Origin of the sequence: Candidatus Vicinibacter proximus (genome assembly GCA_016713905.1) — a bacterium.
GTDB lineage: Bacteria > Bacteroidota > Bacteroidia > Chitinophagales > Saprospiraceae > Vicinibacter > Vicinibacter proximus.
On sequence record JADJOE010000001.1, the window covers coordinates 575,182 to 591,363 of the forward strand.

General features: G+C 35.9%; 15 protein-coding genes. 8 read left to right on the top strand and 7 right to left on the bottom strand.

From position 1 onward, the window contains the following. Nucleotides 1-14: 14 nt before the first annotated feature. From IPJ83_02385 to IPJ83_02395, 3 genes are read right to left on the bottom strand one after another with little or no spacing between them, the layout of a single operon-like run. Nucleotides 15-545: a 3-hydroxyanthranilate 3,4-dioxygenase gene (locus IPJ83_02385; protein ID MBK7879396.1), complete on the bottom strand. Its 531-nt coding sequence runs from the start codon at nt 543-545 to the stop codon at nt 15-17. A gap of 53 nt (nt 546-598) precedes the next feature. Further along, nucleotides 599-1,027: a hypothetical protein gene (locus IPJ83_02390; GenBank protein MBK7879397.1), complete on the bottom strand. Its 429-nt coding sequence runs from the start codon at nt 1,025-1,027 to the stop codon at nt 599-601. 25 nt (nt 1,028-1,052) lie between these two features. After that, nucleotides 1,053-1,682 (bottom strand): 4'-phosphopantetheinyl transferase superfamily protein, encoded by a 630-nt coding sequence (locus IPJ83_02395; GenBank protein ID MBK7879398.1) that lies wholly within the window; start codon nt 1,680-1,682, stop codon nt 1,053-1,055. A 297-nt stretch (nt 1,683-1,979) separates the two neighbouring features. Between IPJ83_02395 and IPJ83_02400 the strand changes: the two genes are divergently transcribed. Together IPJ83_02400 and IPJ83_02405 are read left to right on the top strand one after the other, a co-directional pair. Continuing rightward, nucleotides 1,980-2,243 carry a hypothetical protein gene (locus IPJ83_02400; protein ID MBK7879399.1) on the top strand — a complete coding sequence of 88 codons (264 nt, stop codon included), beginning with the start codon at nt 1,980-1,982 and terminating at the stop codon, nt 2,241-2,243. Nucleotides 2,244-2,537: 294 nt separating this feature from the next. Further along, the gene (locus IPJ83_02405; GenBank protein ID MBK7879400.1) at nt 2,538-3,617 is read left to right on the top strand and encodes a DUF3667 domain-containing protein; all 1,080 of its coding nucleotides are present in this window, start codon (nt 2,538-2,540) and stop codon (nt 3,615-3,617) included. Nucleotides 3,618-3,681: 64 nt separating this feature from the next. Here the strand turns inward: IPJ83_02405 and groL are convergent, their stop codons facing one another. Both groL and IPJ83_02415 read right to left on the bottom strand, forming a co-directional pair. Further along, nucleotides 3,682-5,316: a chaperonin GroEL gene (gene groL, locus IPJ83_02410; protein ID MBK7879401.1), complete on the bottom strand. Its 1,635-nt coding sequence runs from the start codon at nt 5,314-5,316 to the stop codon at nt 3,682-3,684. Nucleotides 5,317-5,354: 38 nt separating this feature from the next. Continuing rightward, on the bottom strand, nt 5,355-5,621 hold the full coding sequence (locus tag IPJ83_02415; GenBank protein MBK7879402.1) for a co-chaperone GroES: 267 nt from the start codon (nt 5,619-5,621) through the stop codon (nt 5,355-5,357). A 300-nt stretch (nt 5,622-5,921) separates the two neighbouring features. Between IPJ83_02415 and carB the strand changes: the two genes are divergently transcribed. Genes carB through IPJ83_02430 form a run of 3 tightly spaced genes read left to right on the top strand, consistent with a single transcriptional unit; the run spans nt 5,922 to nt 10,696 of the window. Next, nucleotides 5,922-8,741: a carbamoyl-phosphate synthase large subunit gene (gene carB, locus IPJ83_02420; GenBank protein ID MBK7879403.1), complete on the top strand. Its 2,820-nt coding sequence runs from the start codon at nt 5,922-5,924 to the stop codon at nt 8,739-8,741. Between the two features lie 57 nt (nt 8,742-8,798). Beyond that, complete coding sequence (locus IPJ83_02425; GenBank protein ID MBK7879404.1) at nt 8,799-9,431, top strand: ATP-binding cassette domain-containing protein; 633 nt, start codon at nt 8,799-8,801, stop codon at nt 9,429-9,431. Next, nucleotides 9,428-10,696, top strand: coding sequence for a hypothetical protein (locus IPJ83_02430; protein ID MBK7879405.1), 1,269 nt, complete (start codon nt 9,428-9,430; stop codon nt 10,694-10,696). Before IPJ83_02425 ends, IPJ83_02430 begins: the two co-directional genes overlap by 4 nt. 9 nt (nt 10,697-10,705) lie before the next feature. Here IPJ83_02430 and recO read toward each other — a convergent pair whose 3' ends face one another. Next, nucleotides 10,706-11,428, bottom strand: coding sequence for a DNA repair protein RecO (recO, locus tag IPJ83_02435; protein MBK7879406.1), 723 nt, complete (start codon nt 11,426-11,428; stop codon nt 10,706-10,708). 58 nt (nt 11,429-11,486) lie between these two features. Continuing rightward, nucleotides 11,487-12,680 (bottom strand): proline dehydrogenase family protein, encoded by a 1,194-nt coding sequence (locus IPJ83_02440; protein ID MBK7879407.1) that lies wholly within the window; start codon nt 12,678-12,680, stop codon nt 11,487-11,489. Between the two features lie 378 nt (nt 12,681-13,058). On the opposite strand from IPJ83_02440, the gene miaB reads away from it, so the two are divergent. The 3 genes from miaB to IPJ83_02455 are packed head-to-tail and all read left to right on the top strand — an operon-like array spanning nt 13,059 to nt 16,178. Further along, complete coding sequence (gene miaB, locus IPJ83_02445) at nt 13,059-14,447, top strand: tRNA (N6-isopentenyl adenosine(37)-C2)-methylthiotransferase MiaB (protein ID MBK7879408.1); 1,389 nt, start codon at nt 13,059-13,061, stop codon at nt 14,445-14,447. Between the two features lie 4 nt (nt 14,448-14,451). Further along, nucleotides 14,452-15,696 carry a sigma-54-dependent Fis family transcriptional regulator gene (locus IPJ83_02450; GenBank protein MBK7879409.1) on the top strand — a complete coding sequence of 415 codons (1,245 nt, stop codon included), beginning with the start codon at nt 14,452-14,454 and terminating at the stop codon, nt 15,694-15,696. 26 nt (nt 15,697-15,722) lie between these two features. Next, entirely contained in the window at nt 15,723-16,178 is a 456-nt protein-coding gene (locus IPJ83_02455; GenBank protein MBK7879410.1) for a hypothetical protein, read from the top strand. The last annotated feature ends 4 nt before the right edge of the window (nt 16,179-16,182 follow it).

Here is a 16,182-nt window from a genome sequence, read left to right on the forward strand (position 1 = left end):
GTATTTTTCTGTTATTAGCTCACAAATCGGGGGTCAGTTTCCATAACAGCGCCACATTTTTTGCAAGTTCTCATAGATTCTGAAGCATAATATTCTTTAAATCTTGGAATAAAATCTTTTTCAATATTTTCTAAAGGAAAATAGCTTTCGTGTAATTTTTCATTACATTTTTCACAAAACCACAATAATCCATCATTTTCACCCGGCTTACGTTTACATTCAATAACCAGACCAATGGTTCCTTCAGGTCTTATGGGTGAGTGGGGCGTATTGGCAGGTAAAAGAAACATTTCACCTTGCCTTATAGGTATATCAACAGGTTTGCCATCCTCTTGAATTCTGACAGTCACATCTCCTTCAATTTGAAAATACCATTCTTCTGTTTCGTTATAATGATAATCCTTACGGGCATTTGGTCCAGCCACAATCATCACGATGAAATCTCCCGCTTCATGATAGAGGTTTCTATTTCCCACAGGAGGCTTCAATTCACTCCTATGGTCCTCAATCCATTGATAAATATTGAAAGGTCTTATTATCGACATAAAGCTTAATTTTAAATAAAGATACGGTATTCAAATAGTCTGTACTAAAATTTCTATTGAATTTTAACGCTGCTGTATTTATTCATACCAGCATAATATATCAGTCTCCAGCCATCGCCGGTTTTGGCAAATCTTCTTATCAAAATAAGATCATTGTGGATATCTTTTATTTTTTCTTCAATAAGTACATCTTTAAGATTGAGGTAATCAGATTCAAAAGTATGGTCTCCTTGAAAGTCTGATTTTTGAAATATCCATTGATCTGCTGACCAAAAAAATTTTTCGCCCCCTATAAAAGCCGGATCAGCATGATTTGGTAAACCCTCCAAAGGAAAAAAAATATGGTTGATCTGGAAAACACTGTCCGCATGAAACTGGGTATAAAAATTCTTAAAATCCTCTGGTAGAAATTCAAAGCTATTTTTCTTTTGATCCTGCACAGCCCTGATTCCGGATTCATTATTTCGGCAAGAGAATATCAAAATTATAATTGCTACCCATGAGAAGTTAGCTGTCCTTAGTGGCCACCAGATAGCAAAAGTTTGCTCCAACCTCGTGATAAATTGCATAATGGATGGTATCATCGGCCAAATATAAGGATGCTGAATGAATCACTAGTGTGTTTTGTTCCACAAGTAATTTAAGGTAAATCTGTGTGTTAAATTGTATACCCCTTTTTCCATGTGCTTTATAGACGGCTTCTTTGGCACACCAGCAGAGTGTAGCAGCAATAACTAGGTCAGGATGGTTCAAAAAATTATTGTTTAGAAATTCCAGTTCGTCAGTACTTAGATATTTGTGGAGAATGCGAATGATCTTTGCATCAAGCATCTGGATATCTAATCCAACTTCATATGGTCCGGTAACAAAACCAGTGTATTCCCCTGAATGTGAGATGGAGAGAAACCTATTGGTTTGTTTAAAATTTAGTTTGCCGAATTCATTCTTAATAAATTCAGGACTTCCTGTAGTTCCCGTAAAAGTATACAGCACATACCTAGATGCCAAGTACTCCAATCTTCTTTTTGGATGAACTTCAACCAACCGGGTAAGTTCATTTTCTGCCCATGGAAATGAAGCCCGAAAAAAGGATTCAGGCTCACTTATTTGCCAGATTAAAAAATGAATATCTGACAATATTTTTTTTTGGATAAATATAGGCATACTGTTTCTGCAGCGAAGCTATATTTTATTTTGTAACTATTTGAAAATTCATTAATAATTAAGGCAGTGAAATTTATTAATTTGGGATTATAAATTAGGAAAACTCAGGGTTTACCCTGATATACCCAAATTATTTTATCTGGGTTTTCCCTGATTTTTCAGTTAAATTCTCATTTTTATTTGCACAGGTTTAAGATTGATCATATCATTGTGTCATCCTTACGGCATATCCTTATAACTTTTAGGTTTTAACATCAATATATTTTGATTATGCCGATTCCAATAATAAGAATTTTTGTCCTCTATTTAAATGTAGTTTTTGTATTAGATTTTTCGTTCGCTCAGATATCTCGACCTGGATATTTGCATGCCGCAGGTGGTGGAGAAGTTTTTTTATCTCCGTCCTTATGCCCAAATAACAGCGAGGAGTTTACCATCGCCTGCGACATGACTGAGCGAAATCTGTTGAGCCAACAATTAAATCAGAATAGCATCTTTAAGGATGGTAATCATGACTCGGAAAGGAGCGTTTAAATGACCAACTCCTTTCCGTTGTGATGATCCGGTTTTTTATTTGATCAGAATCTTTCAAAATTATTAAGTGTTTATCCACACATAAATTTTAGACTACTATGGAGTATATATTATTAAAACCGATTATTTGAAGATGAAGTAGTCTAATTGATCCCCTGGTTTTCGGCATGCTGTCAAAGCATTCGGTAAGTGCAACCAGGGGATATTTTTTATACCATTAGGTCTACTTGATCAATTTTTAATATCTTTCCAAGCGATTAGTATTTAACACCTTACAAATTTGGTAGTTGGACAATGGCAAGGAAAAGGATAAAAACTATTAAATGCTCAAATTGTGGGTATAATTTTAATCATGGAGAGAATTTTTGCCCCTCCTGTGGACAAGAAAATCACGCGCCTAATCAGCCATTTAAGCATTTATTTTTAGAATTCTTTGAATCATTGTTTCATTTTGATACTAAAGTTTTCTTAAGTCTAAAATACTTATTGTTTTATCCAGGCAGGATGACCCTTGAATTTCTTGAAAACAAACGAGCACGATTTGTTCCCCCTGTCAGGTTATATATATTCATCAGTGTCATTTTTTTTGTATTCATCAATAGATTTACAAACAGGATAACAGAAAACATAACAACTAATGAAAATTCAGGATTAGTTGTCTTTAAGGACGGACAGTACGTAGATACGAGTGATTCCGATGTTGTAAAATTGGATTCTTCTTTTAAACGGAAATTGGATACTATCAAGGATTCTGACCCTAAGCAAAGTCCAAAAGCAAATGAAAATATGCAAGATTCAGGAGATGTAAATTTTGGCCTTAGTCAGGGATTTCAACTCACTAAAAATGAGTTGGAAGAATTAATAAAAAGACCATTAAAGGATATAAATTTCGACTCCATACTGGCGATAAAAAAGGTTCCCAACAATTTTATCTACAGACAATTTTTAGTGCAATACCTGAAAGCAAAAAAAGACAGTAAAACATTTGGAATAAATCTAGTACATACATTTGTTAAAAATACAACTATGGCAATGTTCTTTCTTATGCCATTTTTTGGAATGATAATATTTCTGCTTTATTTTCGAAGGGGAAAAAACTATTATGAGTATCTAATTTATTCCATTCATTTTCATACTGCGGTGTTCGCCTATTTAATTATTGTGTTTGTTTTTGATATCTTTTTAGATATGGATTGGATATATACTTATCTCTTTTGGGGATTTCTCTTGTATCAATTCTTTGCTTTAAATTTATTGCATAAACAAAAAATTCTAACAACTGTCTTTAAAGCTTTTATTTCAATCCTGGTATATTCTGTTGTGGTATTGGTAGGACTTTTAGTGTCTATTTTAATCGGAGCTTTTATAGTGTAAATTAAAAAAAAACGGGTAAGCAAAAATGCCCACCCGTTATTAAGATTCTACAATTTGCAAAAGATTACATCATGCCATCCATGCCTCCCGGATGTGCGTGAGCGTGACCTTTATCTTCTTTAGGTTTGTCACTAATAACACATTCTGTCATTAATAACATCGCAGCTATCGAAGCAGCATTTTCCAATGCAATGCGTGTCACTTTAGTAGGGTCTATAACACCTGCTTTTTTGAGATCTTCATATTGCCCTGTGCGTGCATTGTAACCATATGCGCCCTTCTTTGCCTTAACGTGCATAACCACTACTGAAGCTTCATCACCTGAGTTTTCAGCGATCACTCTGAGAGGAGCTTCAAGTGCCTTCCTAACGATGTCGATACCGAATTTTTCATCTTCGTTAACAACATTTTTGATTTTTTCTAAGGAATCAATGGCTCTAACCAAAGCAACGCCACCACCTGCAACGATTCCTTCTTCAACTGCAGCTCGGGTAGCATGTAAAGCATCATCCACACGGTCTTTTTTCTCCTTCATTTCAACCTCTGTGGCTGCTCCAACATATAAAACAGCAACACCACCTGCAAGCTTTGCCAATCTTTCCTGAAGTTTTTCTTTGTCGTAATCGGAAGTTGTGCTTTCTATCTGTTGTTTAATTTGATTAATTCTTGCCTCAATCATCTTTTTGGTACCCTTGCCATTAACCAAAGTGGTATTGTCTTTGTCTACTTCGATCTTTTCAGCCTGTCCAAGATGCTCTAATTCAGTACTCTCCAGTTTGTATCCTTTTTCATCTGAAATTACAGTACCATTAGTAAGCACGGCAATATCTTCAAGCATTGCCTTTCTTCGGTCTCCAAAGCCAGGCGCCTTTACCGCAACTACTTTTAGGTTTGCTCTAAGTCTGTTGACTACCAGAACACCGAGTGCCTGACTGTCTACATCTTCAGCAATAATCAATAATGGCCTTCCGGAAGAAACAACCTTCTCAAGAATAGGCACGATCTCCTGCATGTTGGAGATTTTTTTATCAGTGATCAGAATATATGGGTTATCATACTCTGCGATCATTTTTTCTGCATTCGTAATAAAATATGGAGATAGATAACCTCTGTCAAACTGCATTCCTATAACTTCGTCCACATAAGTATGCGTTCCTTTAGCTTCTTCGACAGTAATTACACCATCTTTTGTTACCCTCTTCATGGCATCTGCAATTAAACCCCCGATCTCCTCATCATTGTTCGCAGATATTGATCCAACTTGCTTTATTTTATTAAAGTCGTTTCCAATTTGCTCAGATTGTTTTTTTAAATCAGCTGTGACGGCCATTACTGCTTTATCAATACCTCTTTTCAAATCCATTGGATTAGAACCACCGGTAACATATTTAAGTCCGGCATTCACCATAGATTGAGCTAAGACGGTTGCCGTTGTAGTTCCATCTCCAGCAATATCAGCAGTTTTGGATGCTACTTCTTTAATCATTTGTGCACCCATGTTTTCTACTGCATCTTCCAGTTCAACTTCCTTTGCAACGGTGACACCGTCTTTAGTGATTTGAGGTGCACCAAAGGATTTCTGTATTACCACATTTCGCCCTTTAGGACCTAGTGTTACTTTAACCGCATTCGCCAGTTTGTCAATTCCGCTCTTCAACTTTTCTCTGGCTTCACTATTGAAATTAATGTCTTTTGCCATAATATATAAATTTTTAATAATATGTTTAAATGATTTAATTATTCAATGATCACTAAAATGTCATCTTCTCTCATAATCAGGTAATCTACACCTTTATATGAAAACTCCTGACCTGCATACTTCCCATAAAGCACGATGTCCCCTTTTGTAACCGTCATCATATTTCCTTCTTTGCCTGGTCCAACTGCGATTACCTCTCCTCTTTGTGGCTTTTCTTTCGCAGTATCCGGAATAATGATTCCTCCCTTTGTTTTTTCATCGGCCGCCGCCGGTTTTACAATTACTCTATCATTAATTGGTTTCATAAAATATAAATTTTAAAAAAAATTAGACAATAAACTGTCCCTTGAGGACACACTCAGACCATTAAAACTGTGCCAATCAAATAAAGTTGAAAATCTGTCAGATTTTTCTGTCAAAAGATGAGTTTTAATCAAAATTCGATTTCATTTGCAAAAAATTAACAAAAAAATGACTTACATTTTGTCATGTTTAGCAAAAAACATTAATTTTTTTAAAAAAATATACCCGGATCTTGATTTCTTGGTATTTGATTTTTTAAATATGTAATGACCTTGACGACTTATCTTTGCGCAAATTTTATTATGCCCAAGGATAGTTCAATAAAATCCGTTCTGATTATTGGAAGCGGGCCAATCATCATAGGCCAAGCCTGCGAATTTGATTATTCAGGAACGCAAGCAGCAAGATCATTAAGAGAAGAAGGGATAGAAGTAAGTTTGATCAACTCCAATCCCGCAACCATCATGACTGATCCGTTAATGGCAGACCATATCTATCTCTGGCCACTTACGATTGAAAGCATTATAAAAATTCTTGAAGAAAGACAAATAGATGCCGTATTGCCCACAATGGGCGGGCAGACCGCTTTGAATCTCGCGATTGAAGCGGATAAGCAAAACATTTGGCAGAGGTATAATGTAAGAATGATTGGAGTCGATATTGAGGCTATCGAACTAACTGAAGACCGAGAGAAATTTAGAGCACATATGCTAAAATTGGGGATAGGCGTAGCTCCATCCCAAATTGCCAATTCTTTTCTAGAAGGTAAAGAAGCTGCACAGCACATTGGCTTTCCACTCGTCATCAGGCCTTCATTTACTTTGGGCGGAACTGGTGGTAGCTTTGTGCATAAACAGGAGCAATTTGATGAAGCATTACGACGTGGTTTAGACGCATCCCCCACCCATGAGGTGTTGGTTGAAAAAGCAGTTTTGGGCTGGAAAGAATTTGAACTGGAATTGTTGAGGGATCAAAATGATAATGTGGTGATCATTTGCACAGTTGAAAATCTCGATCCTATGGGCATCCACACCGGAGATTCTATTACTGTTGCACCTGCCATGACTTTGTCGGATACAGGTTTTCAAATGATGAGGGACCAGGCTATAAGAATGATGAGGTCTTTAGGCAATTTTTCCGGCGGGTGTAATGTTCAGTTTGCTCAAAACCCGTCAAATGAGGAATTAATTGCCGTAGAAATTAATCCCAGAGTAAGTCGTTCCAGTGCTTTGGCAAGCAAAGCTACAGGATATCCAATTGCCAAAATTGCTGCAAAACTAGCCCTCGGATACACCTTGGATGAATTGAAAAATCAAATCACAGGAACAACAAGCGCCTTGTTTGAGCCTTCTCTGGATTATGTCATTGTCAAAATGCCCAGGTGGAATTTTGAAAAATTCTGGGGTGCAGATTCTAGATTAGGATTACAGATGAAATCTGTTGGGGAGGTAATGGCCATTGGGCGTTGTTTCAATGAAGCACTACAGAAGGCCTGTCAGAGTCAGGAGAATGATCGTCATGGATTAGGTGCAGATAAAAAAGAGTGGTTCAACACCCAAGATATTCTGGAGAGATTAGAAAAAGTTAGTGATGACCGAATTTACCGACTTAAGGATGCTCTTCGGCTTGGTGTACCTGAAAAGACTGTTCAAAAATTAACTGGGATAGATCCATGGTTTATACGAGAAATAAAGAAACTTGTGCAAATGGAAGAACAATTGTTGAAATACAATCTTCCTGAAGACATTCCCGTAGACTTTTTTCTTGAATTAAAGAAAAATGGTTACTCTGATTCTCAAATCGCCTGGATTTTACGAGTAGAGGATAAGGATGTAACATCGTATCGTAAAAAAATTGGCCTGCATAGAATTTATAAAACAGTGGACACCTGCGCTGCAGAGTTTCCTGCAAAAACGCCATATTATTATTCCTGTTATGACCAGGAAAATGAAAGTATTGTAAACACAGACAGAAAAAAAATAATTGTTTTGGGTTCTGGACCTAACAGGATAGGACAAGGAATTGAATTTGACTACTGTTGTGTCCATGGAGTTATGGCCATCAAAGAAACAGGGATGGAGGCGATCATGGTGAATTGTAATCCAGAAACAGTTTCAACAGATTTTGATTTAGCGGATAAACTATATTTTGAACCCATATATTGGGAGCATATTGAAGAGATCATTGACCATGAAAAACCAGATGGAATAATAGTCCAATTAGGTGGCCAAACTGCATTGAAATTAGCCGAGAAGATTCACAACAAAGGTATTCAATTGGTTGGCACAAGTTTCAACAGCATGGACATTGCAGAGGATAGGGGTAGATTTTCAGATTTACTCAAAGAAATGGAAATTCCTTATCCGATTTATGGTGTCGCAACGGATGCAGATGAAGCTCTTGAAGTTGCGCGAAAAATTTCGTATCCGGTTTTGGTTAGACCGTCCTATGTACTAGGAGGCCAGAGGATGAGAATTGTAATTAACGATGAGGAATTGGAAAGACATGTACTTTCTATTTTCAAACATATGCCAGACAATAAAGTGCTGATAGACCAATTCCTAGAAAGGGCAAAAGAAGCAGAGATTGATGCCATCTGTGATGGAGAAGAGGTTCATATTATGGGCATCATGGAACATATTGAACCCGCCGGAATACACTCAGGAGACAGTTCTGCAGTATTACCTACCTACAGTCTTTCAGCTAAAAGTGTTGAGACCATGATCGAGTATGCAAAAAGAATTGCCTTTAAATTAGAAATTAAAGGTTTGATCAATATTCAGTTTGCAATCAAAGGGGAACAAGTTTATGTAATCGAGGCTAATCCAAGAGCATCAAGAACCACACCATTTATTGCTAAAGCTTATGAAGTACCATACTTGAATATTGCTACCAAAGTAATGTTAGGCACACATAAGCTAAAGGACTTTTCAATAACCCATAAACTCAAAGGTTATGCAATTAAAGTTCCTGTATTTTCATTTAACAAATTTCCTGGTGTAGACATAAGTCTTGGCCCAGAAATGAAATCTACTGGTGAAGCTATTTATTATATAAAAGATCTACACGATCCATTTTTTAGAGATTTGGATTCTAAGCGATATATGTATCTTACAAGATAATAAAAATGATTTTCCATTTACCTTAATGGTGATAATTTTTTAATTTGTTTTATAACTATGATTCTTCAAACCCAAGGATTGGGAATTGATTTTAAGAATGGAAAATCGATGAGATTTCCGGACTTACTTTTGGTTAAAGGAGAGACACTCTTAATACATGGTCCATCTGGTTGTGGGAAAACCAGTTTGCTCCATTTACTTTGTGGACTTATAACCCCAACTCTGGGCATTGTGGAAATTTTGAATCAGAATATCCATAACTTATCAAAGTTTGAATTGGATTATTTCCGAGGACAACATATAGGAATATGTTTGCAGAAGCCAATATTTATTAAATCTTTATCCGTATTGGAGAATCTATTCTTGGCGAGGCAATTGGCAGGAAAAAATAAAGACATCAAAATTGTAAGCAGCTGGTTAGAGAAATTTAATCTGTTGTCCTTAAAAAACAGAAAGACCTTTTCCTTGTCCCTTGGCGAGCAGCAGCGACTAATGTTCATCAGGGCGTTGGTCACCGAGCCCGATTTAATTTTGGCTGATGAACCGACATCATCTCTGGATGATGTTAATGCAGAAATGATTGCTGAAGTCTTAATGACCAGTTGTCGGGATCAAAAAACATCTTTAGTAGTGGTCAGTCATGATTCAAGATTGAAGACCAAATTTTCAAACCAGATTATTTTGCAATGAGTCTATTTTACCTAGCGTGGAAAAATCTAAGTACTAGACCAGCAAGATTTCTATTTGTGGTCCTATTAATGAGTGTAGCAGCAAGTTTGAGTTTATTAATACTGCTGGTGAATGAACAATTTAGTCAACATTTGGGAAAAAGCAGTGAAAATATAGACCTCATTTTATGTAGTAAAGGAAGTCCGTTACAATCCGTTATGTGTAATGTAATGTATGTGGATGCGCCTACTGGAAATATTTCTTCAGATGAGATAAAACCATTTTTAAATCCTAAGCATCCGGTAATTGAAAGTAGCATTCCAATTTCTAGTGGGGATAGTTATGAAGATTATCGAATTATCGGAACTACACTTGAGTATTTTCCATTTATGCAATTGCAATTAAGTGAGGGTTCTTTCTTCGCTAATGATTTTGATGCTGTTCTTGGTTCAGAAGTTTCAAAATTACAAAAATTAAAACTTGGAGATAAGTTTCAATCCAATCATGGATTAGTAAAAGAAGATGCTTCCCACGAACATGAACAGCAACTTATTGTCAAAGGAATATTATTGCCAAGTGGAACAATAAAGGACAGATTAATATTTACCAATATATCCAGTTATTGGTCAATGCATCATGACGAAAAAGAAGAAGAAAACAAAGAAGAACTTGACCATCACGAATTTGATGGCCTACCACAAAATGTTAACTCATTAGAAAATTTGAGAAACAGTTCTGGAGAAATAACCGCCTTACTTTTAAAATTTAAAGGCAATAATATACAAGCCTTGAATTTTGGCAGAAACATTAATCAAAACACAGGACTTATGGCTGTTAATCCGGCGATTGAAATCAGCAGATTATATGAGCTTAGTGGTTCTGCAAGCGAATTGTTCAATATTATTGGATGGATACTTGGGTTGTTAGCAACTTTTGCCATCATCATAAATTTGTTTCAGGCATTTGAAGAAAGAAAGATAGAAATGGCAATCATGAGGTTGGGAGGAGCAGGAAAAGTTCGTTTATTCACATTAATGATGCTAGAGGGACTAATCATAAGTATTATAGGAATTTCTGTTGCATTTCTAATAGCACATGGTAGTTTGGAAGTAGCGTCAGTATATTTTAAATTGGGGGAGAAGTACAATGTTACTGGCAAATATTTTTCAATGGACGAAATGAAGATTATTGCCGGGGGACTTTTAATAGGTGCTTTTTCTGCAATATGGCCTGCCGTAAAAGCCTATAGACAGGATTTGCATAGAGTGATTTCAAGTATAGATTAAATACTCCTACTATAGAATTGATTTAAAAATATCAGGAGAATTAAGCAATCCAAAATTTTCTATGTGAATCCTATAGTAAAGTAAAATTCCATCTAATAATTTTCTTCTATGTAAATTATTCAGTTTTATTGGAAGGGTCTGTTGAGCATCAGTTTCACTTAAAAGTAGATGCATATATTGACTTAAAACTGGCTCAAGGTGATATGGGCTTTGAATCAAGTAGGAACAAAACTGACCATTTTCTAAATCAAATGCATTGTTTGAGTCAGAAAAATTATTCTCAGGTTGGAATCCGAGAATCTTGGTTAATCTGATTAAAAATTTTAGATGGAAGTCAGAATCAACTATTTCTTGCTTATCCAGAATAATCAGACATCTTTGAATGAATTGAAAAAGCTCAGGATTGGGATGGTGGTCTTTTATTGTTTTACGACAAATTTCCAGAATGAAAGTAGATATTGCTGATTTTATAAGATTATAATATAGGTCATTGTAGACATAGGCGTAATTCACCTCTTTTAATCGGTGTAAATTTTTTTGTTCGCTAAAATAGGCAACTAACTCTATGATGTTTCCGACACTTAAAATGGCCGCAAGCCTTTGATCCCCTTTCTTAAAAACACCATTAATAAGAAAGGAATGTAATCCCAAATCCTCAGTGAAAATATCAAGAATTAAGCTGGATTCCCTGTATTTTAATACTTTAAGTACAATTCCTTTAGTACGGATCATCTTTTGGACAGTAATTAATTCATTACTGTTAAAATCTTATTTATGGTTTATCATCCACTTACTTCAGCAATCCTCTTCTTTTCATTTCCCTAGTAAGTAAATTTAATTCCCTGCTCATGTCTCCTGTAACACTAGTGTTTTCCTGCGCCCTTCTGGTCAGGTAAGGGGTGACATCTCTTATAGGTCCGTAAGGGACATATTTAGCTACATTGTAACCTTGGGAAGAAAGGTTGAATGTAAGATTATCGCTCATTCCGTACAATTGACAGAAATTCATGTGTGGATGATCCCGGGGAATTTGTTTTTGTGCCATTAAATCAACTTGGAGCTGATTGCTCTCCCAATTGTGACTGGAATTACAAAGACTTATAAGTTCAAAATTCTCAATGCAAAATCTTAGGGCATAATTATAATCACGATCTGTTGAGGATTTATCTGGTTGGATTGGATCTGAATATCCTTTCTCCTGAGCTCTTAACCGCTCCTTTTCCATATAAGCCCCGCGCACAATTTTAACACCCAGAATAAAATTATTTTCTTTTGCAGTAATGAAATTGTCCTTTAAAAATTCAAGCCTGTCTTTGCGGTATAATTGGTAAGTATTATATATTATGGGCTTTTCCTTATTGTAAATGGCCATATATTTCATAACTAATTGATCAATTGGATCTTGGATCCAACTTTCTTCTGCATCCACAAAAATCGATACACCCATTTCAAAAGCTTTCTTACACAATTGTGCAAAACGGTCCTCTAGTCTTTGAAATTGAACATTTTCTATTTCATTAAGTCTTTCTCCGGATTGGATTTTTTCAAGAACACTAATTGGCACATAGCCGGTAAGTTTTGTTGAAATTACAGGAACATTAGGATTGCTACACGCAAATTCAATGGCTTTAATATTTTCTGCTAAAGTGTGTTCAAAATCTTCTTCTTTTTCTTTTGCTTCCACACCAAAGTCCAAAATGGTCAGAGTGTTTCGGAAATTCAAACGGTCTACAACTTTCTGACATTCAAAAAGGTTGGTACCACCGCAAAACTGAAAAAAAATTGTTTCCCTAATAAAGGGATCCCCAATCCCAAAAGGCATCCTTGCAGCCAGGTTTCCAAAAAAAGAACCAAGCTTGACTAATGTCGGATTATTCATGAGTTGAAATAATCTATAAGTTTTTACAAGTTCCTTATTTGATTTATAGGAAAAAGCAATTTCCGTATTGTTAAAATCAAGATTCGGGTCTCCAGGTTCTGACATAATTTAATTTGAGATGTTTTATTTTATTTTTGAGATTCAATTGCATCACAAAAACCCTTCAAAAATAACTTTTTTTCACTCCCTGCCGACATCAATTTTACAGAAGTATCAAAATTATTTTCAAAATTTAATTTCTAAGATGATCTGGATGGAGCATTATGACATCCAACTTATGAATCTTGGCATTTCACATAATTTGATAACCCTTAAAATTTAAAATAAGTGTTTGATTTCTAATCATATAAGTATTTTTTTATCTCATTTTAATCCCATAATAATTTCTGACAATTTGTCATTTCATCGTAAATGAGCTATATTTGACCTCTTTTTTTATTACAAATGACGTACCATCAAGTTCCTACTCATGAAGCCCCATTAATGGAGGAAAATCGCCAGGGAGAGATCTTGGATTTCCCCAATATAGCTGCCCAAACTGCCACTCGTTATTTTTATATTGAGAGTTATGGCTGCCAAATGAATTTTAGTGATTCTGAAATTGTGGCATCTATCCTCTCTGAAGAAGGTATGAAATCTACCAGGGATTTTCAGCTTGCTGAATTGATCCTTTTAAATACTTGTTCCATTAGAGAAAAAGCAGAAGAAACTGTAAAAAAAAGATTGAAGGAGTTTGCCAAACTTAAAAAAAGCAAGCCGGATTTGCTCATTGGGGTTCTGGGTTGTATGGCAGAACGCTTAAAGTCCAAATTTCTTGAAGATGAAAAGTTGGTAGATATTGTTGTTGGGCCAGACGCCTATCGCGATTTACCCCGTTTAGTTAATCAAGCTTATGATGGGGATAAAGGGATAAATGTATTTTTATCCAGAGAAGAAACATATGCAGATATAGCCCCTTTAAGGTTAGAAAGTAATGGAATAACTGCATTCATATCTATTATGAGAGGGTGCGACAATATGTGTTCCTTTTGCGTAGTGCCTTATACCAGAGGAAGGGAAAGGAGTAGGAATGCCTTTACCATAATGGCGGAGGCTGAGGACCTATTTTCAAAAGGATTCCGCGAGGTAACTTTGTTAGGACAGAATGTCGATAGCTATAAGTGGGAAAACCCGGAGACTGGACAAATGGTCAATTTTGCAAATCTCTTGCAAATGATTGCTGAGATAAATCCTTTACTTAGGGTAAGATTTTCTACATCACATCCGAAAGACATAACAGATGAAGTTCTGTTGACTATGGCAAAGTATAATAATATATGCAAATATATTCATCTGCCGGTTCAATCCGGTTCCAGCAGAATACTCAAATTAATGAACCGGACCTATGATCGTGAATGGTACCTGAACCGGATTGCATCTATTAAAAGCATCATTCCAGATTGTGCGGTTTCATCTGATGTGATTACCGGGTTTTGTTCCGAAACAGAAATCGATCATCTGGATACCCTATCCATTATGGAATGGTCTGATTACAGTATGTCCTACATGTTTTATTATTCAGAAAGACCAGGGACACCGGCTGCGAAAAAATTGAGTGATGATGTTTCACTAGAAGTAAAAAAGAAAAGGCTAAGTGAAATTATCAGACTCCAGAATCAAATAAGTTACAGACATAATCAAAGGGATATAGGACAAGTTTTCGAAGTGCTCATTGAAGGTGATTCAAAGCGTTCGGATCAAATGTTTAAGGGGAGGAATTCACAAAATAAAATGATTATATTTCCTAAAAAGCCAGGACTTAAATCCGGCGATTATGTATTGGTCAAAGTTGTATCAGCATCAAGTGCCACACTTAATGGTGAGATAGTTTAGAATGATAATGGAAAGTGTTCAGGCAATAAAACAACGATATGGAATTTATGGCCGTTCAGACAAACTGAATCAGGCACTGGACACAGCCATACGTGTAGCTACAACTGATCTCACTGTTTTGATCTTTGGAGAAAGCGGAACAGGAAAGGAAGTTTTTTCAAAAGTTATTCACAACTTAAGTCCCAGAAAACATAACCAGTTTATAGCTGTTAATTGTGGAGCAATTCCAGCAGGAACTATAAATTCTGAATTATTTGGTCATGAAAAGGGATCTTTTACAGGCGCTACTTCTGATCGTAAGGGGTATTTTGAAACTGTTGACGGAGGGACTATTTTCCTGGATGAAATTGGCGAGATGCCTCAGGATACACAGGCCTTTTTACTTAGGGTATTAGAATCAGGAGAATTCATTCGTGTTGGTTCTTCAAAAACCCTCAAATCTAATGTGAGAGTGATAGCAGCAACAAATGTAAACCTATTAGAAAAAGTACGCCGTGGAAAATTTAGGGAAGATCTATACTACAGATTAAATACCGTGCCTATAAGGGTTCCTTCACTTAAAGAAAGAAGGGAGGATATCTTAATTTTCTTTAGGAAATTTGCACAAGACTTTGCTGAAAAATACCGAACCAGTCCTATAGAACTTGAAGATGCTTCAGAGGCATTGATAGAAAATTATGCCTGGCCCGGTAACATTAGGGAACTACGAAATGCTGTGGAACAATTATCTGTTCTTTCTGATCGCAAGAATATAAGCCCAAATGATATCCTTAGGATCATTCCGGATATCCACCAGACCAATTTACCTGCCATCGGGAGTAACGAACAAGGAAGTGATGGTACAGGGTATCATGAACGTGAAATTTTGTATAAACTGCTTTTTGATATGAAGCAAGATTTGAATCAATTGAAGACCATGTTTGTCCAAATGGTGCAAGCTAATGATTTAGAAATGCCACCTTCAATGGATAATGGAATGGCTATGATTCCAAATACGCCACCCTCTTCCTGGCCAGCTTATACAAACACAAGTCATGCAGATCGGCCAATAATTATTCAGAAGAATAAGGAAGAATTTGAAAATGTGGAACTGGTAGAAGAACATTTATCTTTAGATGAAATGGAAAAAGACATGATCCTTAAAGCACTTAAGAAGTTTAATGGGAAGAGAAAGGATGCCGCTGATGAATTAGGCATTTCTGAAAGAACTTTGTATCGTAAAATCAAGCAATTTTCTATAGAAATATGAAGAAATGTATATTTCTAATTTGTTGCATGATTTTTGGGTGTTATTCCTTTAAGGGAACCAGCATAGATCCTGAAATTCAGTTTTTCAATGTTGAACCCATAAAGGACATCTCAGCATCAGCACCAGGTTATTATCCAAATGATTTTGCCGAAGCACTAAACAATAAAATTCGTAGAGAATCAAGATTGGTTTTTAATCCTGCCAATCCGGATATTATTTTCAAAATCAAGATTTCTCAATATTCTGTTAGCTCTCAAGCTCCGATAGCAGGCTCCTTTACCTCCATTAACAGGCTCACTGTAACACTAGAAGTCATTTGTGAAAATGTAAAGAATGAGAAGTCAAATTGGAATGCCAACTTCACTAGATTTGAAGATTTTGATTCATCTTTAAACTTAAACACGGAAGAAAACAGACTTTTAACTAATATTAATAAACTATTGCTTGAAGATATTTTCAACAAAGCATTTTCCAATTGGTAATACT

What these genes read in the sequence shown, in the direction of transcription:
- IPJ83_02440 (MBK7879407.1), bottom strand. Translation starts at nt 12,680, where the DNA reads ATGTCAGAACCTGGAGACCCGAATCTTGATTTTAACAATACGGAAATT.
- groL (MBK7879401.1), bottom strand. Translation starts at nt 5,316, where the DNA reads ATGGCAAAAGACATTAATTTCAATAGTGAAGCCAGAGAAAAGTTGAAG.
- IPJ83_02400 (MBK7879399.1), top strand. Translation starts at nt 1,980, where the DNA reads ATGCCGATTCCAATAATAAGAATTTTTGTCCTCTATTTAAATGTAGTT.
- miaB (MBK7879408.1), top strand. Translation starts at nt 13,059, where the DNA reads ATGGAGGAAAATCGCCAGGGAGAGATCTTGGATTTCCCCAATATAGCT.
- recO (MBK7879406.1), bottom strand. Translation starts at nt 11,428, where the DNA reads ATGATCCGTACTAAAGGAATTGTACTTAAAGTATTAAAATACAGGGAA.
- IPJ83_02385 (MBK7879396.1), bottom strand. Translation starts at nt 545, where the DNA reads ATGTCGATAATAAGACCTTTCAATATTTATCAATGGATTGAGGACCAT.
- IPJ83_02430 (MBK7879405.1), top strand. Translation starts at nt 9,428, where the DNA reads ATGAGTCTATTTTACCTAGCGTGGAAAAATCTAAGTACTAGACCAGCA.
- IPJ83_02415 (MBK7879402.1), bottom strand. Translation starts at nt 5,621, where the DNA reads ATGAAACCAATTAATGATAGAGTAATTGTAAAACCGGCGGCGGCCGAT.
- IPJ83_02425 (MBK7879404.1), top strand. Translation starts at nt 8,799, where the DNA reads ATGATTCTTCAAACCCAAGGATTGGGAATTGATTTTAAGAATGGAAAA.
- IPJ83_02455 (MBK7879410.1), top strand. Translation starts at nt 15,723, where the DNA reads ATGATTTTTGGGTGTTATTCCTTTAAGGGAACCAGCATAGATCCTGAA.
- IPJ83_02405 (MBK7879400.1), top strand. Translation starts at nt 2,538, where the DNA reads ATGGCAAGGAAAAGGATAAAAACTATTAAATGCTCAAATTGTGGGTAT.
- carB (MBK7879403.1), top strand. Translation starts at nt 5,922, where the DNA reads ATGCCCAAGGATAGTTCAATAAAATCCGTTCTGATTATTGGAAGCGGG.